Source organism: Arthrobacter sp. K5, assembly GCF_040448525.1.
GTDB classification, from domain to species: Bacteria; Actinomycetota; Actinomycetes; order Actinomycetales; family Micrococcaceae; genus Arthrobacter; species Arthrobacter globiformis.
Genome location: NZ_CP159279.1, coordinates 4,051,875 through 4,076,918, shown reverse-complemented (window position 1 = coordinate 4,076,918; position 25,044 = coordinate 4,051,875). Strand labels below are relative to the sequence as shown.

Here is a 25,044-nt window from a genome sequence, read left to right as displayed (position 1 = left end):
TCACCGGACGAATCTAGTTCTCGAAGGCTTCAATCGGCGGGCAGGAGCAGACCAGGTTGCGGTCGCCGGCTGCGCCGTCGATGCGGCCCACCGGCGGGAAGTACTTGTCCTGCTTGAGCGTGTGAACGGGGAAGACGGCCTGCTCACGCGGGTAGGCGCGGTCCCAGTCCGAGCTGATCGCAGCGGCCGCGGTGTGCGGCGCATTGCGCAGCGGGCTGTTTTCCACGGTGAAGTCGCCGTTGGCAACCTGGTCGATCTCGCCGCGAATGGCGATCATGGCCTTGATGAACCGGTCGATCTCGGCCAGGTCCTCGGACTCGGTGGGTTCGACCATCAGGGTGCCGGCCACCGGGAACGCCAGGGTGGGGGCGTGGAAGCCGTAGTCGATTAGGCGCTTGGCCACGTCCTCGGCGGTGACGCCGGTCTTGGCCGTGAGTTCGCGGAGGTCCAGGATGCACTCGTGTGCCACGAGACCGCCTTCGCCCGTGTAGAGCACGGGGAAGAAGTCGTTGAGGCTGGCGGCAACGTAATTCGCGGCGAGCAGCGCGGACTTGGTGGCCTCGGTCAGGCCGGCCCCGCCCATCAGCTTCACGTAGGCCCAGGAAATGGGCAGCACGCCAGCGGAGCCGAAGCGCGAGGCGGAGATCGGAACGTCGTTGCCTTCGGTCCAGGTGGCAGCATCGCCCGGCATGAACGGGGCCAGGTGCGCCTTGGCCGCGACCGGGCCGACGCCGGGTCCGCCGCCGCCGTGCGGGATGCAGAAGGTCTTGTGCAGGTTCAGGTGCGAGACGTCGCCGCCGAACTTGCCCGGCTGCGCGAGCCCGACGAGCGCGTTCAGGTTGGCCCCGTCCACGTAGACCTGGCCGCCGGCCGCATGGATGGCGTCGCAGACCTCACGGACGTCGGCGTCGTACACCCCGTGCGTGGACGGGTAGGTGATCATGATCGCCGAGAGAACATCCCGGTGCTGCTCGATCTTGGCGTACAGGTCGGCGTGGTCGATCGTGCCGTCGGCGGCGGTGGCCACCACGACAACTTTCATGCCGGCCAGCACAGCCGAGGCGGCGTTGGTGCCGTGCGCCGAGGCAGGGATCAGGCAGACGTTGCGCTGGTCGTCGCCGCGGGACAGGTGGTAGCCGCGGATGGCCAGCAGCCCGGCGAGCTCACCCTGCGAGCCGGCGTTCGGCTGGATGGAGACCTGGTCGTAGCCGGTGATCTCGGCGAGGTCCGCCTCCAGGCCATCAATCAGTTCCCGCCAGCCTGCGGTCTGGGAATCCGGGGCGAACGGGTGGATCGAGGCGAACTCCGGCCAGGAGATGGCTTCCATCTCGGCGGTGGCGTTCAGCTTCATGGTGCAGGAGCCCAGCGGGATCATGGTGCGGTCCAGCGCCAGGTCGCGGTCGGAGAGCTTGCGGATGTAACGCAGCAGCTGGGTCTCGGAACGGTGCGTGTTGAACACCGGGTGCTGCAGGTACGCGGAGGAACGCTCGACGGCGGCATCCAGGGCGAAGCCGTCAGTCGCCTCCACTGCCCCGGCACCGAAGGCGGCGAGGAGGTCGGCCACGATGGCCGGCGTCGTTGTCTCATCAGTGGAGATGCCAACGGTGTCAGCATCGATGCTGCGGAGGTTGATGCCCTTCTTCTCGGCGGCGGCGATGATGCCGGCGGCCTTGCCCGGGACGGAAACCGTCACGGTGTCGAAGAAGCTCGTGTGCAGGACGTCCAGGCCGGCGGCCTGGAGTGATGCGGCCAGGGTCCTGGCGTGGCCGTGGGCGGTTTCGGCGATCGCCTTCAGGCCCTCCGGTCCGTGGTAAACGGCGTACATGGAGGCAACGATGGCCAGCAGCGCCTGCGCCGTGCAGATGTTGGACGTGGCCTTCTCGCGGCGGATGTGCTGCTCGCGGGTCTGCAGCGCCAGGCGGTAGGCGGGGACGCCGGCGTTGTCCTTGGAGACGCCCACCAGGCGGCCGGGCAGGGAGCGTTCCAGCCCCTTCTGCACGGCCATGTAGGCGGCGTGCGGCCCGCCGAAGAACAGCGGAACGCCCAGGCGCTGGGCGGAGCCGACGGCGATATCCGCGCCCTGCTCGCCAGGAGGCGTGATCAGGGTCAGGGCAAGCAGGTCAGCGGCCACCGTGACCAGCGCGCCGCGCTCCTTGGCGGCGGCGATGACCTCACTGTGGTCGAAGACGCGGCCGGAGACACCAGGCTGCTGGAGGACAACGCCGTTGATGTCGCCGTCGGGAAGCCCCTGGGACAGGTCCGCCACCTCCACCTCGAAACCGAGGGCTTCGGCGCGGCCCTTGACGATGGCAATCGTCTGCGGCAGGCAGTCCGCGTCCAGGACAGTCTTGCCGTCGTGGGCGGTCTTGTTCTTGTTGGCCCGGCGCATCAGCAGCACGGCCTCGGCCACGGCCGTGGCTTCATCCAGCAGCGAGGCGTTGGCGATGGGCAGGCCCACCAGGTCCTGGACCATGGTCTGGAAATTCAGCAGCGCTTCCAGCCGGCCCTGCGAGATCTCCGGCTGGTACGGGGTGTACGCGGTGTACCAGGCGGGTGCCTCAAGGACGTTGCGGCGGATCACCGGGGGCGTCACGGTGTCGTAGTAGCCCTGGCCGATCATCTGCACGGCGGTCTTGTTCTTGGCCGCGAGCTTCCGGAGTTCCGCGAGTGCTTCCACTTCGCTCAGGGCCGGCGCGAGCTGCAGCGCTGAATCCTGGCGGATGTCGTTGGGCACTGCCGTATCAACCAGCGCGTCGACGGTGTCGTAGCCGACGGCCTTGAGCATGGCTTCGACGTCGGCCTGGCGGCGGGCGCCAATATGCCGGTCGACGAAGGACGAGGAGGCTGAATTAACGGTCAAAAGGAACTCCATAACTAAGGCGACGCAGGGTACGCCACATTGATTCGGGTTCCTCCCCGCTCTGTATTGGACCTGAGAGTTTCCGCGATGCTGCGCTTTCGCACAGCTCCGCTTGCACCGTCGGTGAGCACAGCGTGCCCTGAACTGTCCGCGCGAAGGCGGAACATTTCCAGCGGGCAGCCTGCTGCTTTCCAGAGTTGCCTTGCCGCGGCGGTACATGGGCCTGAGAGATTCCTGGGGAGGTTTTGCTCCTACGGCGCCTGCTTGTACCTACTTGCAGGACTCTCCCGCCGCAGATCAAAGGCTTATTCAATTGAGCGGTGACAGCTGTCACAGAGGCTATTGTCCTACGCCGGGATCGCGTCTGCAAACTGTGGCGGCGTGGGCTGGCACACCCCCGACGGCGGGCAACCCCGGGGAAGCCCACCTACCCCCTGAGCCGCTCAAGTGCGGCCAGGAGGCTTTCGACGTCGGCCGCCGTCTCGGCGGGCGACGCAGCCGGCCCGATGGACAGCATGGCGTTGAAATAGAGGCCGTCGCCCATATACAGGACGGCCTTGGCCAAGCCTGGCCCGACGTCGCGGGCGATCTCATCAAGCCACCTCTGCTGGATGTGGGCAAACCGGCGCCGCGTCTCCTCGTGCGCCACCTCGGCAAGCCTCGTCGCGGCCACGATGGCACGGTCCAGCGGAGTGTCCGCCCAGACGGACGATTTGATGAAGTAGGCGGCCGCACCCTCCGCAGCCGCAGCCATGGCAAGGGCATCCGCTTCCGCGTACTCGTCGAGGCGGTCCAGCAGGACGCCGATCAGCGCTTCCTTGTTCGGAAAGTGGTACAGGAGCCCGCCCTTGGACACGCCTGCGCGGGCTGCCACGGCATCAAGGGTGGCGGCGCGCTCCCCCACCTCGATCAGGAGGGATTCAAACGCATCGAGCACTGCGCCGCGGGCGACCGGTTTTCTGGGCATGGCTCCCATCATGCCCGGTTCCGACCCCGGGTTTATAACTATACCGTCTGGACGGTATAGTTATTTCATGACCCTGCACTCAACCCTTCGCCCGGAGAACACGTCCGCAGAGCAGGCCCGCGGTGGCGCGCGCGACTGGTTCGCCCTGGCCCTGCTCATGTTCCCGGTCCTCCTGGTGGCCGTGGACAACACTGCGCTGACGTTCGCCCTTCCCGCAATCGCCCGCAGCCTCGACCCCTCGGGCGTACAGCTTTTGTGGGTGGTGGATGCCTACGCCCTGGTCCTCGCCGGACTCCTTGTTGCCATGGGCAGCCTCGGCGACAGGATCGGGCGCCGCCGGCTGCTGCTGGTCGGCATTTCCGGCTTCGCTGCGGTCTCCGCGGCGTCGGCCTTCGCCCCGAGTGCCGAATGGCTCATTGCCGGCCGCGCGGCCCTCGGATTCTTCGGCGCCATGCTCATGCCGTCCACGCTGTCACTGATCCGCAACATCTTCCGGGAGCCGGGCAGGCGGAGGCTGGCCGTGGCCATCTGGGCTGCGGGGTTCTCCGGCGGCGCAGCGCTGGGACCGATCTTTGGCGGCTGGCTGGTGGAGCACTTCTGGTGGGGCGCCGTCCTGCTCGTGGCCGTGCCCATCATGCTGCCGCCACTGGTGCTGGGTCGCTTCCTCATTCCGGAATCCAAGGATCCGAATCCCGGCCGCGTGGACCTGGCCAGCGTGGTGCTGTCAATGCTGGCCATGGTGCCGGTGGTCTACGGCATCAAGGAACTGGCCACCCATGGACCCGGCGTGACGCCGTTCGGGGTTCTGGCGTTTGGCCTGGCCATGGGACTCCTGTTTGTCCGCCGCCAGCACGCCCTCACGTCCCCGCTCCTGGACATGTCCCCACTGCTGGATATGTCACTGTTCAGCAACCGCGTGTTCAGCACAGCGATCACGGCAAACATCCTGGCGCTGTTCTCCTACAACGGCTTCATCCTGTTTCTGGCCCAGCACCTGCAGCTGCTCGAAGGCATGTCACCGTCAGAGTCGGGCACCGCCATGCTGCCGGCCCTGACGGCCACCGTGGTGGCGGGTTTGCTCGTGGTTCCGCTGGTCCGGAAGGTCCGGCCGGGCTTTGTGGTGGCCGCCGGACTGGCGCTGAGCGCCGCCGGCTACTGCATCGTGGCGTTCGGGGATCACGACGCCGGGCCCACCGCGCTGCTGGTCGCCCTCCTCGTCCTGGCGCTGGGCGTGGGTTCTGCCGAGACCATCTCGAACGATCTGATACTGGGCGCCGTGCCGGCCGAAAAATCCGGCGCAGCGGCGGCCATATCGGAGACCGGCTACGAAGTGGGCTCACTCCTCGGGACAGCCCTCCTGGGGTCCATCCTGACCGCGTCATACCAGCAGCATCTCGCCCTCCCGGAGACCGTTGCCCACGCAGTCCCGGCAGAGTCGGCGGACCAGGCCAGGGAGACCCTGGCCGGTGCCATGGAGCTCGCCGGGTCGCTGCCGGCTCCGCTGGCCGAGGGGCTCACGGCGGCCGCCCGGGCCGCCTTCGATTCCGGCGTCCACATCACCGCGGCGATCGCGCTGGTACTGATGGCAGGAGCCTCGGTGCTCGCCGCCGTCGTACTTCGCCGCATCCCGCCCGCGAAGTAGCCGGCACAGAAACGGGCAGCCCCGGAGAATTACTCCGGGGCTGCCCGCTGCGATCGGCTCCTGGCTTGTCCCGCCGGCCGGCTACTTGCTGTCAGGGTGCGTGACGTTGGCCGACGCCTTCATGTTCTCGGCGCCAACCATCCACGCGTACTGCTCGAGCTTTTCGATGAACGTATGCAGCAGGTCTGCAGTGGTGGGGTCCTCCTCATCCACCTCGTCATGGACCTTGCGCATGGTGCCTACGGCCGCTTCGAGCGCTGCCACGATGCGGTCGATCGCATCCTTGGTGTTGATGAGCCCGTCGGGGAACGGGGGAAGGTGGGTCGACTTCGCAACAGTCGTGCTGCGACCGTCCGGCAGGGCGTGCAGGGCACGCATGCGCTCCGCGATGTCGTCGGCAAAGGCCCGGGCGGCGTCGACGATCTCGTCGAGCTGAAGGTGCAGATCCCTGAAGTTGGTTCCAACGATGTTCCAGTGCGCCTGCTTGCCCTGGATGTGCAGTTCGATCAGGTCCGTCAGGACGGCCTGCATGTTGTTGGTCAGTGTCGGTGAAGCCTTCATGAATCCTCCTCGATTGGTCCAGTGGTTTCGACGCTACATCAGCGGCCCGGGGACCGGGAGCGCCGATGCGCCAATTTCACGATCAGCTTACTTACTACTTTGCGGGTCGTAAATGATCAGCATTCAAATAGCCCTTGCCACACCCGCGTTGTACGTGCATACTAAATGAACGTCATTCATTTAGTGACGGTCGTCTCACTGGAGTAATCATCATCATGATCGAAGTAACCTGCCTCAACGCGCCTGCCTCCCTTGCCCGGACAGCGCCGTCCGGCCGCCCCGCCTTGAGGGTGGGCGTTGTGCAGCACCGCTGGCACAGCAGCGCCGCCGCACTCCGTGCGGAACTCAACGACGGCATCGACCGGGCGGCCCGGCTGGGCGCCACCGTGGTGTTCCTGCCCGAGCTCACCCTCTCCCGCTACCCCGCAGACCAGGTTCCGGAGAATGACCTTGCACGGCAGGGCCAGGACCGGCTGCGCCCCTCCGACACCGCCGAGGACCTGCTGACCGGCCCCACGTTCCGCTTTGCCGCCGAGGCCGCCCGCCGGAACGGCATCACCGTCCATGCCTCGCTCTACCAGCGCGCCTGCAACCCGGACGGCTCGGACGACGGCCTGGGCCTGAACACCTCCATCCTCGTGTCCCCGGCCGGCGAGCTACTGGCCGCCACCCACAAGCTGCACATCCCGGTGACCGCCGGATACTACGAGGACAAGTTCTTCCGCCAGGGTCCCGCAGCGGGGGACGCCTACCAGGTCCATGCCCCGGCTGAACTCGGCGGCGCCCGGCTGGGGATGCCCACCTGCTGGGACGAATGGTTCCCCGAGCTGGCCCGCATGTACTCCCTCGGGGGCGCCGAACTGCTGGTGTACCCGACGGCGATCGGTTCCGAGCCGCTGTTCCCGGACTTTGACACCCAGCCGCTCTGGCAGCAGGTCATCGTGGGCAACGGCATCGCCAACGGCCTGTTCATGGTGGTCCCGAACCGCTGGGGCCGGGAGGGCAGTCTGAACTTCTACGGCTCTTCCTTCATTTCGGACCCCTACGGCCGCATCCTGGTCCAGGCGCCCCGCGACGAGTCGGCAGTCCTCGTGGCCGACCTCGACCTGGACCAGCGCAGGGACTGGCTGACGCTGTTCCCGTTCCTGACCACCCGCCGCCCCGACACCTACGCACGGCTCACAGAACCGGTCCGTCCCGAGGAGCCGTTCGGCACGCCGGACCTGCTTTCGGCAAGCTCAACCAGCGGCTCCGCAACCGCCGGGGTAAACGCGTGAGCGCGTGGCGGATGCCGGCCGAGACGGCGCGCCAGGAGCGGCTCTGGATGGCCTTTCCCACCGGCGGCTACACCCTCGGCGACACCGCTGAGGCGGCGCACGCCGCCCGTTCCGTCTGGGCCGCCGTCGCGAACGCCGCCGTCGAGTTTGAACCGGTCACCATGGTGGTGGACCCGTCCGACGTCGGGACAGCCGCACGCTATCTGTCCCCCGCCGTCGAGGTGCTGACAGCGGAACTCAACGACGCCTGGATGCGCGACATCGGCCCAACGTTTGTCCTGGACGGAAAAGGCGCCCTGGGCGCCGTCGACTGGGTCTTCAACGGCTGGGGTGCCCAGGACTGGGCCAGCTGGGACAAGGACGCGCTGGTCGCCGCCGAGGTGGCCGGACGGTCCAGCGCCCGGCACCTCGTGTCCGAACTGGTCAACGAGGGCGGCGGAATCCAGGTGGACGGCGAGGGCACGGTGCTGGTCACCGAAACGGTGCAGCTGGATCCGGGCCGCAACCCCGGTCTCAGCAAGGCCGACGTCGAGGCCGAACTGGCCAGGACCATTGGCGCCACGAAGGTGATCTGGCTGCCCCGCGGCCTTACCCGCGACTCACAGCGGTTCGGGACGCGCGGGCACGTGGATATCGTTGCCGCCATCCCGTCCCCGGGCACCCTGCTGGTCCATTCCCAGCAGAACCCCGCCCACCCGGACTATGAGGTCAGCCGCGAAATCATCAGTTTCCTGTCCTCCACTACGGATGCTGCGGGCCGGGAATGGTCCATCGTCGAAGTCCCGGCGCCCGTTGCACTGACGGATCCGGAGGGCTTCGTGGACTACAGCTACATCAACCATGTGGTGGTCAACGGCGGCGTCATCGCCTGCACGTTCGCCGACCCCAATGACGAGAAGGCGCTCCGCATCCTCGCGGATGCGTATCCCGGGCGCAAGGTGGTGGGCATCGATGCCCGCGAACTCTTCGCCCGCGGCGGGGGCATCCACTGCATCACCCAGCAGCAGCCCGCTGCAGTCTAGAAAGGGCAAGTCATGAGCCAAACCACGAGCATCCAGCCCGGAGGGAAGAGCACTCCCCCGGCTGGCGAAGCAACGCACGGCATCACCGGGAAGGGCCTCAAGGGCGGGCAGCTGGGCCTCCTGGCCGTCGTCGTCCTGGGTATCTCGACCATCGCGCCGGCCTACACGCTGACCAGCGCGCTGGGTCCCACGGTAAACGAGGCGGGGCTCCAGCTGCCGGTGATCTTCCTCATCGGCTTTATCCCCATGATCCTCGTGTCGCTCGCCTACCGGGAGCTGAACGCTGACTCTCCGGACAGCGGCACCACGTTCACGTGGGTGACCAAGGCGTTCGGGCCGTGGGTTGGCTGGATGGGCGGCTGGGGCCTGCTGGCCGCCAACATCATCGTGCTGTCCAACCTCGCCGGGGTGGCGGTGGACTTCTTCTACCTCTTCCTGGCGCAGCTGACCGGGTCGCCGGAACTGGCGGACCTCGCCGCCAACAAGCCGCTGAACGTGCTGACGTGTTTCGTCTTCGTGGCGCTGGCCGTGTGGGTCAGCTATCGCGGCCTGCACACCACCAAGGTTGTCCAGTACGGCCTGGTGGGTTTCCAGCTGGTGGTTTTGGGCCTCTTCGTGGCCATGGCCTTCGCCAACTGGTCCACGTCCAGCACCGCCATCCCCTTCAGCTGGGACTGGTTCGACGTGACAAAGATCGAGACATTCGGCCAGGTTGCCGCAGGCATCTCGCTGTCCATCTTCGTCTACTGGGGCTGGGACGTGTGCCTTACCGTCAACGAGGAAACGGCCAACGGGAAGAAGACCGCCGGCCTGGCCGGAACCCTGACCGCCGCCGTCGTCCTGGGCATCTACCTGCTGGTGACCATCGCCACCATGATGTTCGCCGGCGTCGGTAACACGGGGATCGGCCTCAACAACGAGGAGAACCACGCGAACGTCTTCACCGCGCTGGCCTCCCCCGTCATGGGCCCGTTCGCCATCCTGATGTCCCTGGCGGTCCTGTCGAGTTCGGCGGCGTCGCTGCAGTCGACGTTCACGTCGCCATCGCGCAGCCTGCTCGCGATGGCCCACTACGGCGCCCTGCCCCGGCAGTTCAGCCACATGAGCAGGAAATTTTCGACGCCGGGCTTCGCCACCGTCGCCGCAGGCGTGCTGTCGGCCGGGTTCTACGCCGTGATGCACGTGGTGAGCGAGAACGTCCTCAACGACACCATCCTGGCCCTCGGCCTGATGATCTGCTTCTACTACGGGCTGACGGCGTTTGCCTGCGCCTGGTACTTCCGCGGGAGCGTTTTCAGCAGTGTCCGCAACTTCGTGCTGCGGCTGCTGTGTCCGCTGCTGGGCGGCATCGGCCTGACGGTGGTCTTCCTGCAGACCGCCATCGACAGCTGGGCGCCTGAGTTTGGCAGCGGATCGCAGGTCTTCGGGGTAGGGCTCGTCTTCGTGCTCGGCGTCGGGATCCTGGCCCTGGGGATCGTCTTCATGCTGGTAATGGCGCGGCTGCGGCCCGGATATTTCCGGGGCGACACCATCCGCCGCGACACCCCTGCGCTGGTGGTGCCCGAATAACACCGCCTGCGAATGCGGCGATGCCCCGCCTCCCGGACCGGAGGCGGGGCATCGCTTGCATTGGAGCAAATCGGCGTGGAGCCAATCAGCGTCTCCGGGACCCCTAGTCCCGTCAGCCCTCCTGCTCCCCTACCGCAGGCGACTCACCAGTAGTGGGCGACGTCGACGACGAGCCGGGAACCGGACCCGGGGCCATCCAGCGTGTACACCTTGAATGGCAGCCGGGCACGGACGCCCAGGCCGAGTGTCGTGTAGCCCTCGAAGCTTCCTGCCCACGCCACCTGCCGGAACGTGTGGTACCCGGAAACGTTGGTCACCTCGGACCGGTTGGCCGGAATGAAGGTCGCTTTGCCGGTGGCATTGTCATAGGCCGGCGAGTTGATGGTCAGTTGCAGGAAGGCCGCGCCACGGAGCTTGACCGGCAGGCCGGACCCTTCCTGGGCCACTTCGGAAACGTAGCGGACGTTGTAGCCTTTGGCTTTGCCCTTGAGGTCGATCACGAGGCGGTCGAAGCAGTAGTGCTGCCCTGTGCGGACGTTGGTGACGGCTGCGGTACTCATGGTCTTGTCTGCCTTCGCCAGCGAGCCCCACACCTGCCCGCAGTAGGAGGCTGCCGAGGCGGAGCCCGGAGCCAGCAGGCCCAGCCCAACAGCCAGAAATATGACTGTGAGCCAGGCGGGAATTCTTTTCATTTGGCCACCCCTTTCGGATGAGTGATTGGATAGCTCCAGAGTAGGAGCGCCAAAGGCCCTGTACGAGGGATGTGGCCGGTTCGGGGCGCAACCGTTAACGTCGCAAAATACGGGTCACGGGGCCGTGATTCCGGGCGTGCTTTTGTGGGGTTCGAGAGGCGTTCGTGGCCCTTTCTCCACGCTTCCGTTACCGCAGATAACGGCGCTTGTGCGGTCCCAAAAAGGCTGTGCGGACGCAAAGAATCTGTGAGGGCATGAAAAGCGAGGCGCCGGCCTCCCCATGGGGAGCCGGCGCCTCGCGTGGCTTTGCTTTGGCGGCTGCCTGGCTATGAAGGCTGCCTGGCTGCAAAGCGGAATATGCGCGGAGTGGCTGTTTAGCCTTCGCAGTCGTGGCAGTACTTCAAGCCGTTCTTTTCCTTGGCTACCTGGGACCGGTGGCGGACCAGGAAGCAGGAGCCGCAGGTGAACTCGTCGGACTGCTCGGGGACGACGATGACCGTCAGTTCCTCGTTGGAAAGATCGGCGCCCGGAAGGTCGATTCCCTCGGCGGTGTCGTTCTCGTCGACGTCGATAACGGCGGTCTGGGCACCGCCGCCGCGGGACGCCTGGAGTGCCTCCAGCGATTCGGAGGGAGACTCTTCTTCTGTCTTGCGTGGGGCGTCGTAATCGGTAGCCATAGCGTTGTTCACTTTCGTTGCTGCACAGCGCCATTCAGGCACCTCAGTGAAGCAGTTTAGGTCATAAAGCGGCAACGTCAAGAATAGTGTGGCCAACGCGACACTAAGTGGTCTTTTCCGCCTGTTTCGTGGGCTGGCCGGCGGTATTTCCGTGCATCCTGAGCGCGTGGTCACCCCCGACGGCGACCCCGCTGAGCGCAGGCAGCCACGCCCATCGTGTGACCTCCTGGAGGGCGTCGTTGGCCTGCTCGGCAGTGGCAGGAACCGGCGGCAAGAGCAGGGCGTCCGCGAGCGCCGCGCGCATCCGGGTAAGCGACTTTGTGATGGTCATGGCGCAAAGCTATGCGGCCAGTGTTGTGGACACGTTTCGGCCGCGTCTCCGGGCAGTTAAACCGCATTGGCCCTACTGCCAGGTCCGGGGCCAACGGGACCTGGCCCTACCGCGGGGACTGGCGGGGCGCCGTCGTCGGTCTTAGCCTTGATCTGTTCTCGGATCTGACCACCCAGCAGGCGGAGGCACCCCATGGCTACGAAACTGAACCGCAAGGCGTTGGAGCATGCACGCAGTCTCGTTAAGAACGGGAAGGTGGAGCGGGACGTCCGTGATGACTGGAGCGAACACGCTCCCTCAGCGGACGACGAGAATTCCTTCATCGATAAGCACGGCTTCGACGAGTTCTCGAAGTGGCACCTCGGCATTGACCGCGAGAAGTCCGAAGGCACCAAGGGCAGCGTGAGCTTCCCATTCGGGGACCTCAAGAAGGTCCACCGCTGCGCCATCATTTCGCTGGAGAGCCGGGCGGCACAGTACGACCACGACGACATCCGCAAGGCTGCCAAGGACCTCCTGGAAGAGATCGACGCGGACTGACCGCAGCGTAGCCCACACGCAGGAAACCCCTCCGTCCCGGCGAGGCGCCGGGACGGAGGGGTGTGCGGCCCCGAGACTCAGCAGGTCAGGGCTTCACCGGCACGCGGATCAATGACCCGGGAATCCCGCTGGAAATAGACGTTGCCAGTGACGGCGAAGTCATATTCGTCCTGGGAATGGACCAGCCGGCGGGTGCCGACCTCGTCGGTCACCCAGATGATGTGACCGTCTTCAGTGCGGTCATCGATGACACCGCCCCAAAGAGTCAGCCCCCGGCGGCTGAGAGTAATAACGTCCCCCTGGGCGAGTGATAACCACTTCGCCGTACGGCTGCTGTTCACAGTGCATCTTCCCTTTCCGGTTGCGCCCGAGACTGGTCTCAGCCGCGGTTGTACATGACGTGCTTCGTGCGGGAGAAGTCCTCCAGGGCATAGATGGAGAGGTCACGGCCGTAGCCGGAGCCCTTGAAGCCGCCCCAGGGCATTTCGTTGGCGATGACCAGGTGCGAATTGACCCAGACGGTGCCGAAGTCGAGCCGGCGGGGAACGGACAGCGAGCGGGCGGAGTTCGTGGTCCACACCGAGGCGGCAAGCCCGTAGACGGTTTCGTTGGACCGGGTGATGGCCTCCTCGTCGGTGCTGAAGGTCTCCACCGACACCACCGGGCCGAAGATCTCCGTGCTGGTGACCGGGGCACCGGCGGGCACGTCGGTGACCACGGTGGGTTCGATGAAGTAGCCCGGCCCCTCCAGCGCGTTGCCGCCGACGGCGATGGTCAGGCCGTCCTTCCGGATGTCCTCCAGTGCAGCCAGGACACGTTCGTAGTGGGCCCTGGAGATCATGGACCCCATCTCGACGTCGTCACCCGCACCGGGAGCGCCGACCGAAATCTCACTCACTTCCCGTACCAGCAGCTCCGTGAACTTCTCCGCGACGGACTCATGGACCAGGACGCGGCACGCCGAACCGCATTCCTGCCCGCCGTTCCAGAACCCGGCGGAGCGTACGCCCTTGGCGGCCGCTTCCAGGTCGGCGTCCTCGAACACGACGACGGGTGCCTTGCCTCCCAGTTCCAGGTGCACCCGCTTGACGGTGGCGGCTGCGCTTTCGGCGACCTTCTGGCCGCTGCCGACGCTTCCGGTGATCGCGACGAGGTCGACGTCAGGGTGTTCGGAAATCCGGTTGCCCACCACACGGCCGGAGCCGGTGACGATGTTCAGGACACCGGCGGGAACGTCGTTGGCGATGAGTTCGGCCAGCTTGAGGGTGGTCAGCGGGGTCTGCTCCGACGGCTTGAGCACCAGGGTGTTGCCGGCGGCCAGGATCGGGGCAATCTTCCATGCGGCCATCAGCAGCGGGTAGTTCCACGGCGTGATCACACCGACCACGCCTACGGGCTCGCGGAAGACCACCGAGGTGTGGTTCTCTGCGTAGTCGTCCGCACCGAGCGTGGTGAAGGCACGCGCAGCACCGGCCGAGAACCTGAAGGTGTCAATCGCACTCGAGATGTCGTCCTCGGCCACAGCAGCGGGCTTGCCGGTGTTGGCAGCTTCGAGGGTTTCGAGCAGTTCGCGGTTGTCCTCAATGATGTCCGCGATGCGAAGCAGGACGGCGGACCTGTCCTTGGGAGTCTTCGCTGCCCACCCCGCCTTCGCCGCGACGGCGGCCGCGACCGCCGCGTCGGCGTCCTCAACCGATCCGGAGGGAACCTGCATGATGGTCTCCTCCGTGGCCGGATTCACCACATCGGCGGTGGAGTCCGACACGGGGCCGACGAACGCCCCGCCGATGAACTGGCCGAAAGGCGGAAGGGACGGCACCGGGGCGTCTCCGGTCCTGCGGACGGTGAACAATGCTGATTCTGTCGTGGTCATGGTTTTTCCTTCAGTCATGTCTTAGCTAAGGGATGTGCCTACCTGACGGCGGCGGGCGACTTTTCGGTCTCGTGTTCCCAGAACTCGGCTCCTTCGATGCCCAGTGCCTTGGGATCGAAGGTGGGGTTCAGGCCCAGCTTCCGCTGGCGTTCGTAGTCGCGGTAGATCTTCCGGACCAGCGGGAACAGGAAGACCAGGCAGATGAGGTTGACCCAGGCGATCAGGCCAAGCCCGATGTCGCCGGCCGCCCAGACCAGCTGCGCGTTCACCACGGATCCGAAGAACACGATGGCCATGGTGCCGACCTTCAGTACGGTCTTCCACCCATGCCCGCTCTTCCCGTCCAGCAGGTAGAGGAGGTTGGAGTTCGCGACGTAGAAGTAGGCCAGCAGGCAGGTGAAGCCGAAGAGCAGCACGGCGACTGCAATGAACCCGGCCCCCCAGCCCGGGACCAGCGTGTCGATGGCTTCCTGGACCCAGTTGGCGCCGACCGGCACGCCCGGCATGTTGTTGATGAGGTAACCGCCGGAACCGTCCGAGACGTTGTACTTGCCGGACACGACCATCATCAGGCCGGTGGCCATGCAGATCAGCAGCACGTCGATGTAGATGCTGAAGGTCTGGACCAGGCCCTGCTTGCCCGGGTGTGACGTGCGCGCTGCCGCGGCGGCGAACGTTGCTTCACCGAGACCGTTGGAGGAGGCGAAGACTGCCCGGCGGACGCCCCAGGCCACAGCAGCACCGGCGATGCCGCCAAGGACGGGGTGAATGCCCACCGCGGACTGGAAGATCAGGGCCACGGCGGCCGGAACGCTGCCGATATTGATGCCGATGACGGCCAGTGCCAGAAGCAGGTAGCCGATGGCGAGCACCGGGACCAGTGCCTGGGTGACCTTCACCAGGCGGGTGGTGCCGCCAAAGATGACCAGCGCTATCAGCACAGTTACGAACACGGCGGGGATCCAGCTGTCCAGGCCGAAAGCCAGTTTGGCACTGGCCGCGATGGTGTTGACCTGCAGGCCCGGGAAGACGAACCCGTAACCGATGACACCCAGCACCGCGACGAGCGCACCCACCTTGGGCAGCTTCAGGCCGTACTTGATGTAGTACGGCATGCCGCCGATGTCCTCGTTGGCGTTGCGGCGGTCCTCGTCCTGGACCTGGCGCTTGAATGTCTGGGACAGGGTCGCCTCCGCGTAGCCGACGGTGCAGCCGACCAGCCCCGTGACGGCCATCCAGACGAGGGCGCCCGGCCCGCCGGCGCTGACAGCAGTCGCCACACCGGCGATGCTGCCAACGCCGACCCGGCTGGCGAGGGCGAGGACGAGGGCCTGGAACGATGACAGGCCCCCGTCGCTGCCGCTTTCCTCCCGGAGCTGGCGCAGCATGTCGGGGATTCTCCTGAACTGCACGCCCTTGGTGGCAACCGAGTAGGCGACGCCGAGCCCGAGCACGACATAGGCCATGGGTGCCCAGATCGCGTCGGAAACACCCGACAGGAGCTCCTCGAAATCACCCATGCCTTATCCCACCGTCTGCTTGAGGGCAGAGAGAGCCTGCTCAACGCGGGCCAGGTCTTCGGCGTTGAGGTCGGCCGTCGGGCGACGGGGGGCGCCGGCCGGAAGGCCCTGCAGGGACAGGCCGGCCTTGACGGCCGGGATGAACGGCACGGAGAGGAGGGCGTCGATGACCGGGTACAGGTCGTTCCACAGTGCACGGGCGCCGGTGAGGTCGCCTTCGGCGACCAGGCGGCTCACGGCGACGATTTCGTTGGGGACGACGTTGGCGGTGCCGGCCATCACGCCCGCTGCACCCTCGGCAAGGGCGCTGTAGAGGTAGACGTCCCAGCCGATGAAGGTGCCAATGACGTCAGAGTGGTGGTGGATCAGCTGCAGCGCCTGTTCCCAGTTCGCGCTGGAGTCCTTGATGTACTTGATGTTGTCCACTTCTTCGGCCAGTGCACGGACCGTGGCCGGGTCCAGGTTGACGCCGGTGACGGCCGGGATGTTGTAGAGCATGACCGGGATGGTGACAGACCGGGCGACGTCCTTGATGTAGGTGACCGTTTCCTCAAGGGACAGCGGCTCGTAGTACGGCGTGATCAGCATGAGCACGTCAGCGCCGGCCTTCTCTGCCGCCTGCGACAGCCGGATAGCCTCGGCCGTCGAAGTAGCGCCGGTGTTGGCGATGACCGGGACGCGGCCGTTCGCCTGGTCGATGACCGTGGTGATGAGCAGCAGCCGCTCCTCGGAGGACAGGGCACCGACTTCGCCCGTTGAACCGGCAGCCACAACGCCGTCGACACCGGCGTCGATGGAGCGGTCAACGATGCGCCGCAGGGTCGCGACGTCGAGGGTCTCGTCCTGGTTGAACGGGGTGGACAGTGCGGTCAGGACACCGCGGAGTTCGTTGGACATGAATGTTCCTCTTCTTAAGTACGGGGGTTTTAGTCCGGATGGAAAACGTGGGTTGGGTTAGGGCGGTGGTCGTTGTTAGGCGACGATCGAGAGGCCGGACTGCGGCGGGGCCTGGCGGTGCGTGGCCAGCAGGCTGGCGGCCTCCTGCGCTGCCGAGAAGCCGGTGGTGATGGAGCTCTCGGTGTAGAGGGTTCCGAGGTAATCGCCGGCCAGGAATACGCGGTCGGTCCCGCGCATGAGGGTGGACTGGAGCTTGGCCCGGCCGGGGAAGCAGTAGGGGGACGCTACCTTCCAGCGGTCGGTCTTGGCCTCGACCACGCTGTCGGCGAACCCGTGGCCGAGGACCTGGTCGAGGTCGGTGAGGTGGGTCTTGATGACTTCCTCGTCGCTCTTGTCCAGCAGGGCCTTCCCGAGGCTGGCCGGTGAGAAGGTCATGAAGCTGCCGCCGGGTTTGCGCACGGATTCGGTGTCTCGGACGATGCTCGCCTGGTTCAGGGCGATCGCGAATGACCGTTTCGGGGCCGCGATGGCGTAGATGTCATCCCACGGCCGCGCCGAGGTCTCGTTGGTCAGGAAGGCCGTGCTGACGTGCGGGCCGTACTTGATCTGGCCCAGCGCACCGCGCAGTTCCTCCGGCAGGTCCACGCCGACCTTGTGCGTGACGTCAGCCGTGGTGGCGAGGACAACGGTGCGGGCCTCAACTTCGTGGTCGGCTCCGCCCTGGCTGTAGCGGACGACGACGGATTCCTTCTTGTGAACGACCTCCTGCACGGTGGCGCCGAGCTGGACGCGGTCGCCGAGCGAGGCTGCGACCGATTCGGTCAGGGTTGACGGGCCGCCGACGATGCCCTGGCTGAGGCCCTGGCCGATACCCAGCACCAGGCTGAAGTATCCGATGCCGGCGCCGGCGGAGATCTCGTTCATGTCACCGGCCGAGCGGGTGACAGTGGTCTTGAACAGCGCGGCCGCGTCCTCGGACAGGTTTCCGATGAAGTCCTGGAACGAGCTGTCGTTCTCGAAGTCGTAGATGCGCTGCTGCCGCATCGCGCCGGACTCCCCCGCACGCTTCCGGACAACGCCCGTGTACTTGGCGACGCCGCTGACAACCTTCAGGCCGGCCCGCAGCGTGTCGATGCGGGACGACAGGGACATCGGGATCCGGAACGGATACGTGGCGATGTGCCCCTTGCGGATGAACTTCCCGTTCATTGACAACGCCTGGAGCGATCCCGGGATGTTGACGGCAGTCACGCCGACCTCGTTGAGCAGGGCATCAGTGGAAGATCCTGCGCCGGCAAAGACGTGCCCGCCCCAGTTCAACCAATAGGCACCCCGGCGCTCCGAGCGGATCCGTCCGCCGACGCGGTTCTCCGACTCCAGAACAACGGTGTCCCAGTGCCGAAGCCGCCATGCTGCCGACAGGCCAGCGAGTCCAGCGCCGACGATGACTACATCTTTCATGATTTTGAACTTTCTTACTCAGGGGATCCAGGGTGCCGGGGCTGCCGGTCCAGAAGACATCCGCCGGTGGGGAAGGTATGTGGTGGCAAAAGCCTGAACGCTTCTTCCTTGGCAGCGCACAGGCGGGTTTCGCCGGTTGTTGTAGCCGTAGTTGGCATATGCGTCCCGGGAGCGGTGTGTGCCCCTAGTCACAAATTAAAGATACATCATTGTATGATTAATGCAATAGCTTTAATGGAGTCGCACGGGAGTGTTACTGCGAACCAGAGTCCACGGGCCTCCGGCAGGTCGACCGACCTCGCCAAAACGACGTCGGCCGGTCACCTCACAAGGTGACCGGCCGACGTCGTACTTCCATCAACTCCCCCCCCGAGCATTAGTACGGCTGTTGGGCTCTAAAGCGCTCGGAAGCCGCGACAACTGGACAAAAACTCCTCGCGAGCCTGTCCGGCGCCGACTTCGTTGAGCTATTGATGGACGGCCACAGGCGAAGCCGTCAAGTACGGGCAGCGCCGTCGTTAGTGCGCGTACCCTGCGGCCGCTTCCGTGAGCGTCTTGCCCTTCGTCTCCGGAGCCAGCCACTGCGAGAGCCCGGCACCGAGGAGGGCGACTCCGGCTGCGATCAGCATGGTCGGGCCGGCCCCGAGGGACTCCATCGACATTGGCAGGAGGAAGATGCCGATGCCCGCGCCGACGCGGCTGACAGCGGCCGCGAAGCCGGTTCCGATTCCCCGGATCTCGGTCGGGAGGACCTCTCCCGGGTAAACGTTCGTCAGCGTGTTGTAACCCGCATTGAAGAACGAGAAGACCAGGAAGAGGATGAGCACAACAAGCGCCGGCGCGCCGGCCCACAGGCCGATGATCGCGAGGACGACGGCGCACAGCCACTGCGGCGGAACGGTCAGCGTGCGGCGGCCAATCTTCTCGATCAGCAGGAACGTGACGACGACCCCGGCCAGGGCAACGGCGGAGAGCCCGACTCCACCGGCGAGTCCACCGGCGAGGCCGTACTGTTCCAACACGCTGTCGGCGAAGGTGGCGATGGCGAAGTACGGCGTCACGGCGCAGAACCAGAACGCCGAGATGAACAGTGTGGACCGCCAGTACTCCCTGGAGAACAGCATCCCGAAGCTGCCCTTGCGGACGTCCTCGTGCTGGACGTCGTCGAGCGCGTCATCGGGCATGTACCTCGCGGCGAGGGCTCGCGCCTCATCCTTGCGGCCCACGCTCCAGAGCCACCGAGGGGATTCCGGCATGCCGAGCCGGGCGAGGAAAATAGCCACGGCGATGAACGTGCTTGTACCCAGGATGAAGTGCCAGCTCAGATCGGTGTATTCATTGAGCAGGTGGCCGATCAGGAACGCGATCATGAAGCCGCCGTACCAGGCGATGCCCATGGCGGCCATCAGCTTTCCCCGCAGGTGGGTGGGTGAGAACTCGGCCATCAGCGGCCAGCCGACCGCGTATTCGGTGCCGATCGCGATGCCCATCAGCAACCGCACCACGATGAGCCACACCGGTGAGTCAACGAAAAACTGCATTCCCGACGCGATGGCGAACAGACCGATATCGAACATGAAAATCGGCTTACGGCCCCACCTGTCAGCGGCCAGGCCGCCGAGCGGTGATCCGATCAGGATGCCGATCAGAGCAGCCGCGGCGATCAGACCTTGCCAGAACGCATCGAGCTGCAGGTCCTCGGCCATCCGCCCCGACACCGGTCCGATGATGCCGAGGACATAGCCGTCCAGGACCATGCCGCCGATCAGCACGGTGACCATTCTGATCAGGAAGCGCCGTTTGCTGGCTGCCGAGGCCGGGCCCCGTTGGGCGGTTGGGTTCTTCATGGATGACATCGTCGTCACTCCTGGCGGGTTGGGGATATATGAGGTGATCTCTGGCCCGCGGGGCGGGTTTCGCTGGCTGGTAGAGCCGTAAGGGGCGGTGCCCGGGAACTGGACGTGTCCCGAGTCACAACTTAAAGATACATCATTGTATGATTAATGCAATAGCTTTTTTGGCCTGAAGACAGCTGAGCATCGCTGCAGGATATTCCGAGGGGTTGGCCGTCGAGGCGAAAAGAAAACCGCTCCGACACTGGACTACTTCACAGTGTTAGAGCGGTTTTTTGTGAGCCCCCTGTCGGATTCGAACCGACGACCCCCGCTTTACAAGAGCGGTGCTCTGGCCAACTGAGCTAAGGAGGCGTGCCCGTCAGGGCAGGTGCGCTATGGCGCTAGATAAGGTTAGCCCAAGGACAGCCCGCCCGTAAAAACGGACAAGCGGTTTAAACGGAAGGTGGCCCGGTGCCCGGAGAATCCGGACGCCGGGCCACCGCCCAAAAAGACCGCTTAGGCCTTGGCCTTGATGGCCGCCTCAACGAAGGCCGGGAATTCGGTCTGGGCGCTGTCGCCCTTGCCCCACTGCTTGCCGTCCACGAGGACCGTCGGCGTACCGCTCACGCCAATAGCTGCGGCTTCCTGGGTGGTGTACTTGACCCACGGGCGGTACGTCTTGTTCTCGACGCAGGAGCCGATGTCCTTGGCGCCGACGTCCGTGGCCAGCTTCTTCAGCTCGTCGTCGGAGAGCCCGGCGCTGCCCTCGGCCGGCTGGTTGGCGAACAGGGTGTCCACGAATGCCGAGTACTTCTCCGGGGATTCGTTCACCACGCATGCGGCGGCGTTGGCCGCACGCGAGGAGTAGTTGGTGGTGGAGCGGCTGTCCAGGAAGCCCAGGGCCCGGTACTCCACAGTGATCTTGCCTTCGTCACGGAGCTTCGTCAGCGTCTCGTTGTACGTCGCCTCGAAGTTCTTGCACACGGGGCAGATGAAGTCGATGTAGAGGACGACCTTAACCGGCTTGCCCTTTTCGGCTTCCGCGCCCGGCGCCGTGACGGTGGCAGGCGCCGAGGCTGCCGGCGACGGAATGTCTGCGACGTTCACGGTGGCGGCGGCCGATTTTGCCACTTCGGTGCCCTTAAGCAGGGTGATGCCGCCGTGGACGTTGCCGTTGGCCGGGGTGGGACCCTGGTCCGCCACCGGGGCGTTGTTCTTAAGGCTGCTGGTGACCACCAGTGCGACGACGGCAAGGATGGCCACGACGGCGACCACGATGCCCCAGCCAATGAGCAGTTTGTTCCGCTTGTCCTTCTTAAGCTGCGCCTCCCGGATCTCGCGGGCTTTCTCGCGGGCCTCGGCCGTGCGTTCTGCTTTGGACTTGCGGGGTTCGTTTGCGGGGCTCATTAGTTCCTCGTGTCGTACGGACAAGTGCGGGCCACCAGGGGCAACTCCCCCAGTTTAGGGGAGAACCCTGGAGCTTGCGCTTTCAAGTATTCGTTTCAGCCTGACCAACGGACGAATGGCCCGTAAGATTCCGGCCCGATAGGGTTGATGGGAGCCACAAGCAACCTTAGGGAGCCCCCATGCACGGAGCCGTAAGCGACAAATCCGACACAAAAACGGAAAGCTCGGCCGTGCCCGGCGACAGCTCGGACACCACCAGGTACGACTTCATGGTGGTCTCGAACCGCCTGCCGGTGGACCGCTGCGCGCCCGGTGAGCCCGGCGATGACGGCTCCGGCTGGCGGCGGTCCCCGGGCGGCCTGGTCACCGCGCTGGCTCCCATGATGACCCGGACGGACGGCGCCTGGGTGGGGTGGCACGGTGCCGCGGATGAGACAGTGGAGCCGTTCAGCCACGGCGGCATGGACCTTGTGCCGGTCCAGCTCAGCAGCGATGACGTTGAGCTGTATTACGAAGGTTTCTCCAATGCGACGCTGTGGCCCCTGTACCACGATGTCATCGCGCCGCCGGAGTTCCACCGAACCTGGTGGGACGCCTACCGCACGGTGAACAGAAGGTTCGCCGACGCCGTCGTCCGTACTGCCGACGAAGGCGCAACTGTCTGGGTGCAGGACTACCAGCTTCAGCTGGTGCCGCGGATGCTGCGCCAGGCGCGGCCGGACCTGAAGATCGGGTTCTTCAACCACATCCCGTTCCCGCCACCGGAGATTTTCGCCCAGCTCCCCTGGCGCCAGGCCATCATCGACGGGCTGCTGGGGGCTGACCTGGTGGGCTTCCAGCGCAGCAGCGACGCCGGCAACTTCATGCGTTCTGCCCGTCGCTTCCTTGGTGCCAGCGTCAAGCAGCAGCAGGTCCACGTCAAGGATACCGAGGGCGATCTCACGCACATCGCCCGCGCCCAGGCCTTCCCCATTTCCATCGATGTCCAGCACATCACCGAACTGGCCCGGAAGCCCGAGATCATCGAACGCGCACGCCAGATCCGGCAGGACCTCGGCAATCCCAAGACCATCCTGCTGGGCGTGGACCGGCTGGACTACACGAAGGGCATCGGCCACCGGCTCAAGGCGTACGAGGAGCTCCTGAATGAGGGCCACCTCAAGGTGGGCGACGCGACACTGATCCAGGTTGCCAGCCCCAGCCGCGAGCGCGTGGAGCAGTACCGGCTCCTGCGTGAAGAGGTCGAGGGTACCGTGGGCCACATCAACGGCACCTACGACACCATCGAAAACACGGCGGTCCGGTACCTGCACCACAGCTACCCGGTCGAGGAGATGGTGGCGCTCTACCTGGCGGCGGACGTCATGCTGGTCACCGCACTGCGCGACGGCATGAACCTCGTCGCCAAGGAGTACGTCACGGCACGGACCAACAACGACGGCGCCCTGGTGCTCAGCGAGTTCGCCGGCGCCGCCGACCAGCTTAAGCAGGCCCTGCTGATGAACCCGCACGACATCGACGGCCTGAAGGACGCCGTGATGCGGGCGGTGAAGATGTCCCCCAAGGAATCCGCCCGCCGCATGCGCGCCATGCGCAAGCAGATCCTGGACCACGACGTCGACCACTGGTCGGCCGACTTCCTGAACGCCCTCAATGAGAAAGTAATCCGCGATGACTCCTGAGGCAGAGCACACCGGCGGCGCCGGCACCCGCCTGACGTTGTCCCCCGAACTGCTGGAGGCAGTGCGCCGCATCGCCGGCACGGAGCACCTGCTGGTGGCCATGGACTTCGATGGCACCATCTCCCCCATCGTGGACCACGCCGGGGACGCGCGCCCGCTCCCCCGCTCTGCTGCCGCTTTCGCCGAACTGAGTTCGCTTCCGCGTACGACGACGGCGCTCATCTCCGGGAGGGCACTGGACAGTCTGCGGGCGGTCGCCTCCCCGCCGGAGGAGACCCTGCTGATCGGCAGCCACGGCGCCGAGGCGTGGCTGGGTCCGGGGTCGGCGCCGCTGACCCTCGACCCCGAGCAGCTGTCACTTCTCGACGAGGTCCGGGGCATCCTTGCGGAGATCGCGGACCTCGCGCCCGGCACCGTCCTGGAGGAAAAGCCCGCCGGCGTCGTCCTGCACACACGACTGGCGGCGGACGACGTTGCAGAGGACGCCGTCGCGGCCGCCCGCGCCGCACTCCAGGACCGCCCTGGTGTCTACCTCAAGAATGGCAAGCGCGTCCTGGAAACGTCCGTGGTGCACGCATCCAAAGGTGAGGGCGTGGACTTCCTCCGCCAGGCCACCGGAGCCACCGGCGTGCTGTTCGCTGGCGACGACACCACGGACGAGGACGCCCTGGCCCGCCTGGGGCAGCACGACGTCGGTGTGAAGGTGGGCCTCGACTTCACCCAGGCACAGTTCCGGGTGGAGGCCCCGGTCCATGTCGCCGAACTCCTTGAGGCCCTGCTGCGGGAACGCCGGAAGGCCGTTGCTCCCGCATCCTGACGAGGCTGCCGGGTAAACGCCGCTGTGCGGCATCTCATATGTGACGTCCGTAACATTTTGTCCGATTCGCGATAAATCTGACATACTCTTCTTTGTGATGTGGCGCACAGGAACCGTGCGGCGTCACTGGATGCTCCTCGGCCTCGGCCGGGGAGTCATCATGTAGGGCACAACTGAATTACATGAACCATTCACTACGGATCGTCCGGCACGTACCTGCCGGTGAAGGGATTGATAACTGTGGCAACAGTTACTTTTGACAACGCTACGCGTCTGTACCCGGGCACTGAAAAGCCCGCTGTTGACAAGCTCAACATCGAAATCGCCGACGGCGAATTCCTGGTCCTCGTTGGACCCTCCGGTTGCGGTAAGTCCACCTCCCTGCGCATGCTCGCAGGCCTCGAGGACGTCAACGCCGGCCGGATCCTCATTGGCGACCGCGATGTCACCGACGTTCCGCCGAAGGACCGCGACATCGCGATGGTTTTCCAGAACTACGCCCTGTACCCGCACATGACCGTGGCGGACAACATGGGCTTCGCCCTCAAGATCGCCGGTGTGAGCAAGGAAGAGCGCGCCGAGCGCGTCCGCGAAGCCGCAAAGCTCCTGGACCTTGAGCAGTACCTCGACCGCAAGCCGAAGGCACTCTCCGGCGGTCAGCGCCAGCGTGTTGCCATGGGCCGCGCCATCGTGCGTAACCCGCAGGTCTTCCTCATGGACGAGCCGCTCTCCAACCTGGACGCCAAGCTCCGTGTCCAGACCCGCACCCAGATCGCTTCCCTGACCCGCCGCCTGGGCGTCACCACCGTTTACGTCACCCACGACCAGGTCGAGGCCATGACCATGGGCGACCGCGTTGCTGTGCTCAAGGACGGCCTGCTGATGCAGGTGGACACTCCGCGCAACCTGTACGACCGCCCCAAGAACGTCTTCGTGGCCGGCTTCATCGGCTCCCCCGCCATGAACCTGCTGGAACTTCCCGTGGTCGACGGCGGCGTCCAGTTCGGCGGCACCGTCTACCCTGTGCCGCACGAGATCCTCGATGAGGCCCACGGCCGCACCGTCACGCTGGGCAGCCGCCCGGAGGACCTGGAGACCGCAGCCCAGGGCGAAGGCATCCAGGTTGAGGTCGACGTCGTCGAGGAACTCGGTGCCGACGCTTACGTTTACGGCCACACCACGCTGGACGGCAAGAGCCACGACATTGTGGCCCGCGTCGACGGCCGCCGTCCCCCGATGAAGGGCGAGTCCATCTGGGTCCGTCCGCAGTCCGGCCACGTGCACCTGTTCGACACCAAGACCGGCGAGCGCCTGGGCGACTAATCCTCCCCACCGGCACCCTAATCCCGCTCCTCTTCGGCCAGGGAACCCTGCCGGAGTGGGCCCAGGTTAGCACCGCACGAACCTTGGCGGC

The 25,044-nt window shown here is 65.8% G+C and carries 21 protein-coding genes, 1 tRNA gene and 1 riboswitch; of the genes, 8 read left to right on the top strand and 14 right to left on the bottom strand.

Annotated elements, in window-relative coordinates; genetic code table 11:
- Positions 1 to 13 precede the first annotated feature (13 nt).
- Together gcvP and ABRP34_RS18585 are read right to left on the bottom strand one after the other, a co-directional pair.
- Positions 14 to 2,860 (bottom strand): aminomethyl-transferring glycine dehydrogenase, encoded by a 2,847-nt coding sequence (gene gcvP, locus ABRP34_RS18590; RefSeq protein ID WP_353711288.1) that lies wholly within the window; start codon positions 2,858 to 2,860, stop codon positions 14 to 16.
- A gap of 201 nt (positions 2,861 to 3,061) precedes the next feature.
- A riboswitch (glycine riboswitch) is annotated at positions 3,062 to 3,160 on the bottom strand.
- A 127-nt stretch (positions 3,161 to 3,287) separates the two neighbouring features.
- Positions 3,288 to 3,827, bottom strand: a complete 540-nt coding sequence (locus ABRP34_RS18585) for a TetR/AcrR family transcriptional regulator (RefSeq protein ID WP_353711287.1) — start codon at positions 3,825 to 3,827, stop codon at positions 3,288 to 3,290.
- A gap of 67 nt (positions 3,828 to 3,894) precedes the next feature.
- Between ABRP34_RS18585 and ABRP34_RS18580 the strand changes: the two genes are divergently transcribed.
- Entirely contained in the window at positions 3,895 to 5,469 is a 1,575-nt protein-coding gene (locus tag ABRP34_RS18580; protein WP_353711286.1) for an MFS transporter, read from the top strand.
- Positions 5,470 to 5,550: 81 nt separating this feature from the next.
- Here ABRP34_RS18580 and ABRP34_RS18575 read toward each other — a convergent pair whose 3' ends face one another.
- Positions 5,551 to 6,030, bottom strand: coding sequence for a DNA starvation/stationary phase protection protein (locus tag ABRP34_RS18575; protein ID WP_003798344.1), 480 nt, complete (start codon positions 6,028 to 6,030; stop codon positions 5,551 to 5,553).
- A gap of 215 nt (positions 6,031 to 6,245) precedes the next feature.
- Here ABRP34_RS18575 and ABRP34_RS18570 point away from each other — a divergent pair, with 215 nt between their 5' ends.
- From ABRP34_RS18570 to ABRP34_RS18560, 3 genes are read left to right on the top strand one after another with little or no spacing between them, the layout of a single operon-like run.
- Positions 6,246 to 7,307 (top strand): nitrilase-related carbon-nitrogen hydrolase, encoded by a 1,062-nt coding sequence (locus ABRP34_RS18570; protein WP_353711285.1) that lies wholly within the window; start codon positions 6,246 to 6,248, stop codon positions 7,305 to 7,307.
- A complete protein-coding gene (locus tag ABRP34_RS18565; protein ID WP_353711284.1) occupies positions 7,304 to 8,329 on the top strand; it encodes an agmatine deiminase family protein in 1,026 nt (341 codons plus the stop codon). The genes ABRP34_RS18570 and ABRP34_RS18565 overlap by 4 nt, the downstream gene beginning before the upstream one ends.
- A 12-nt stretch (positions 8,330 to 8,341) precedes the next feature.
- Positions 8,342 to 9,898 (top strand): APC family permease, encoded by a 1,557-nt coding sequence (locus ABRP34_RS18560; RefSeq protein ID WP_353711283.1) that lies wholly within the window; start codon positions 8,342 to 8,344, stop codon positions 9,896 to 9,898.
- A 143-nt stretch (positions 9,899 to 10,041) separates the two neighbouring features.
- On the opposite strand, the gene ABRP34_RS18555 is transcribed toward ABRP34_RS18560, so the two are convergent.
- The 3 genes from ABRP34_RS18555 to ABRP34_RS18545 form a co-directional block, all read right to left on the bottom strand.
- Positions 10,042 to 10,590: a hypothetical protein gene (locus ABRP34_RS18555; protein WP_003798335.1), complete on the bottom strand. Its 549-nt coding sequence runs from the start codon at positions 10,588 to 10,590 to the stop codon at positions 10,042 to 10,044.
- Positions 10,591 to 10,964: 374 nt separating this feature from the next.
- Complete coding sequence (locus ABRP34_RS18550) at positions 10,965 to 11,267, bottom strand: DUF4193 domain-containing protein (RefSeq protein ID WP_003798333.1); 303 nt, start codon at positions 11,265 to 11,267, stop codon at positions 10,965 to 10,967.
- A gap of 103 nt (positions 11,268 to 11,370) precedes the next feature.
- The gene (locus ABRP34_RS18545) at positions 11,371 to 11,598 is read right to left on the bottom strand and encodes a hypothetical protein (RefSeq protein ID WP_353711282.1); all 228 of its coding nucleotides are present in this window, start codon (positions 11,596 to 11,598) and stop codon (positions 11,371 to 11,373) included.
- A gap of 192 nt (positions 11,599 to 11,790) precedes the next feature.
- Between ABRP34_RS18545 and ABRP34_RS18540 the strand changes: the two genes are divergently transcribed.
- Entirely contained in the window at positions 11,791 to 12,138 is a 348-nt protein-coding gene (locus ABRP34_RS18540) for a hypothetical protein (protein ID WP_353711281.1), read from the top strand.
- A gap of 77 nt (positions 12,139 to 12,215) precedes the next feature.
- Here the strand turns inward: ABRP34_RS18540 and ABRP34_RS18535 are convergent, their stop codons facing one another.
- The 8 genes from ABRP34_RS18535 to ABRP34_RS18500 all read right to left on the bottom strand — a co-directional run bounded on the left by ABRP34_RS18535 (position 12,216) and on the right by ABRP34_RS18500 (position 21,131).
- Entirely contained in the window at positions 12,216 to 12,479 is a 264-nt protein-coding gene (locus ABRP34_RS18535) for a hypothetical protein (RefSeq protein WP_353711280.1), read from the bottom strand.
- Positions 12,480 to 12,517: 38 nt separating this feature from the next.
- On the bottom strand, positions 12,518 to 14,011 hold the full coding sequence (locus tag ABRP34_RS18530; RefSeq protein WP_353711279.1) for an aldehyde dehydrogenase family protein: 1,494 nt from the start codon (positions 14,009 to 14,011) through the stop codon (positions 12,518 to 12,520).
- 38 nt (positions 14,012 to 14,049) lie between these two features.
- Complete coding sequence (locus tag ABRP34_RS18525) at positions 14,050 to 15,531, bottom strand: alanine/glycine:cation symporter family protein (RefSeq protein ID WP_003798323.1); 1,482 nt, start codon at positions 15,529 to 15,531, stop codon at positions 14,050 to 14,052.
- A 3-nt stretch (positions 15,532 to 15,534) separates the two neighbouring features.
- Entirely contained in the window at positions 15,535 to 16,428 is an 894-nt protein-coding gene (gene dapA, locus ABRP34_RS18520; RefSeq protein ID WP_353711278.1) for a 4-hydroxy-tetrahydrodipicolinate synthase, read from the bottom strand.
- 75 nt (positions 16,429 to 16,503) lie between these two features.
- Positions 16,504 to 17,889 carry an FAD-dependent oxidoreductase gene (locus tag ABRP34_RS18515; protein ID WP_353711277.1) on the bottom strand — a complete coding sequence of 462 codons (1,386 nt, stop codon included), beginning with the start codon at positions 17,887 to 17,889 and terminating at the stop codon, positions 16,504 to 16,506.
- A 518-nt stretch (positions 17,890 to 18,407) separates the two neighbouring features.
- Positions 18,408 to 19,736, bottom strand: coding sequence for an MFS transporter (locus ABRP34_RS18510; RefSeq protein WP_353711276.1), 1,329 nt, complete (start codon positions 19,734 to 19,736; stop codon positions 18,408 to 18,410).
- A 286-nt stretch (positions 19,737 to 20,022) separates the two neighbouring features.
- A tRNA-Thr gene (locus ABRP34_RS18505) sits at positions 20,023 to 20,096 on the bottom strand.
- Between the two features lie 144 nt (positions 20,097 to 20,240).
- Positions 20,241 to 21,131, bottom strand: a complete 891-nt coding sequence (locus ABRP34_RS18500) for a DsbA family protein (RefSeq protein ID WP_353711275.1) — start codon at positions 21,129 to 21,131, stop codon at positions 20,241 to 20,243.
- Between the two features lie 269 nt (positions 21,132 to 21,400).
- Between ABRP34_RS18500 and otsA the strand changes: the two genes are divergently transcribed.
- The 3 genes from otsA to ugpC all read left to right on the top strand — a co-directional run bounded on the left by otsA (position 21,401) and on the right by ugpC (position 24,953).
- Positions 21,401 to 22,813, top strand: a complete 1,413-nt coding sequence (gene otsA, locus ABRP34_RS18495) for an alpha,alpha-trehalose-phosphate synthase (UDP-forming) (protein WP_245531454.1) — start codon at positions 21,401 to 21,403, stop codon at positions 22,811 to 22,813.
- Entirely contained in the window at positions 22,803 to 23,630 is an 828-nt protein-coding gene (gene otsB / locus ABRP34_RS18490; protein ID WP_003798286.1) for a trehalose-phosphatase, read from the top strand. Before otsA ends, otsB begins: the two co-directional genes overlap by 11 nt.
- Positions 23,631 to 23,870: 240 nt before the next feature.
- Positions 23,871 to 24,953 carry a sn-glycerol-3-phosphate ABC transporter ATP-binding protein UgpC gene (ugpC, locus tag ABRP34_RS18485; RefSeq protein WP_003798282.1) on the top strand — a complete coding sequence of 361 codons (1,083 nt, stop codon included), beginning with the start codon at positions 23,871 to 23,873 and terminating at the stop codon, positions 24,951 to 24,953.
- Positions 24,954 to 25,044 lie beyond the last annotated feature (91 nt).

What these genes read in the sequence shown, in the direction of transcription:
- ABRP34_RS18585 (WP_353711287.1), bottom strand. Translation starts at nt 3,827, where the DNA reads ATGCCCAGAAAACCGGTCGCCCGCGGCGCAGTGCTCGATGCGTTTGAA.
- ABRP34_RS18550 (WP_003798333.1), bottom strand. Translation starts at nt 11,267, where the DNA reads ATGGCTACCGATTACGACGCCCCACGCAAGACAGAAGAAGAGTCTCCC.
- ABRP34_RS18570 (WP_353711285.1), top strand. Translation starts at nt 6,246, where the DNA reads ATGATCGAAGTAACCTGCCTCAACGCGCCTGCCTCCCTTGCCCGGACA.
- ABRP34_RS18540 (WP_353711281.1), top strand. Translation starts at nt 11,791, where the DNA reads ATGGCTACGAAACTGAACCGCAAGGCGTTGGAGCATGCACGCAGTCTC.
- ABRP34_RS18555 (WP_003798335.1), bottom strand. Translation starts at nt 10,590, where the DNA reads ATGAAAAGAATTCCCGCCTGGCTCACAGTCATATTTCTGGCTGTTGGG.
- ABRP34_RS18515 (WP_353711277.1), bottom strand. Translation starts at nt 17,889, where the DNA reads ATGAAAGATGTAGTCATCGTCGGCGCTGGACTCGCTGGCCTGTCGGCA.
- otsB (WP_003798286.1), top strand. Translation starts at nt 22,803, where the DNA reads ATGACTCCTGAGGCAGAGCACACCGGCGGCGCCGGCACCCGCCTGACG.
- dapA (WP_353711278.1), bottom strand. Translation starts at nt 16,428, where the DNA reads ATGTCCAACGAACTCCGCGGTGTCCTGACCGCACTGTCCACCCCGTTC.
- ABRP34_RS18525 (WP_003798323.1), bottom strand. Translation starts at nt 15,531, where the DNA reads ATGGGTGATTTCGAGGAGCTCCTGTCGGGTGTTTCCGACGCGATCTGG.
- ABRP34_RS18530 (WP_353711279.1), bottom strand. Translation starts at nt 14,011, where the DNA reads ATGACCACGACAGAATCAGCATTGTTCACCGTCCGCAGGACCGGAGAC.
- ABRP34_RS18575 (WP_003798344.1), bottom strand. Translation starts at nt 6,030, where the DNA reads ATGAAGGCTTCACCGACACTGACCAACAACATGCAGGCCGTCCTGACG.
- ABRP34_RS18500 (WP_353711275.1), bottom strand. Translation starts at nt 21,131, where the DNA reads ATGAGCCCCGCAAACGAACCCCGCAAGTCCAAAGCAGAACGCACGGCC.
- otsA (WP_245531454.1), top strand. Translation starts at nt 21,401, where the DNA reads ATGGTGGTCTCGAACCGCCTGCCGGTGGACCGCTGCGCGCCCGGTGAG.
- ABRP34_RS18510 (WP_353711276.1), bottom strand. Translation starts at nt 19,736, where the DNA reads ATGAAGAACCCAACCGCCCAACGGGGCCCGGCCTCGGCAGCCAGCAAA.
- ABRP34_RS18560 (WP_353711283.1), top strand. Translation starts at nt 8,342, where the DNA reads ATGAGCCAAACCACGAGCATCCAGCCCGGAGGGAAGAGCACTCCCCCG.
- ABRP34_RS18545 (WP_353711282.1), bottom strand. Translation starts at nt 11,598, where the DNA reads ATGACCATCACAAAGTCGCTTACCCGGATGCGCGCGGCGCTCGCGGAC.
- ABRP34_RS18580 (WP_353711286.1), top strand. Translation starts at nt 3,895, where the DNA reads ATGACCCTGCACTCAACCCTTCGCCCGGAGAACACGTCCGCAGAGCAG.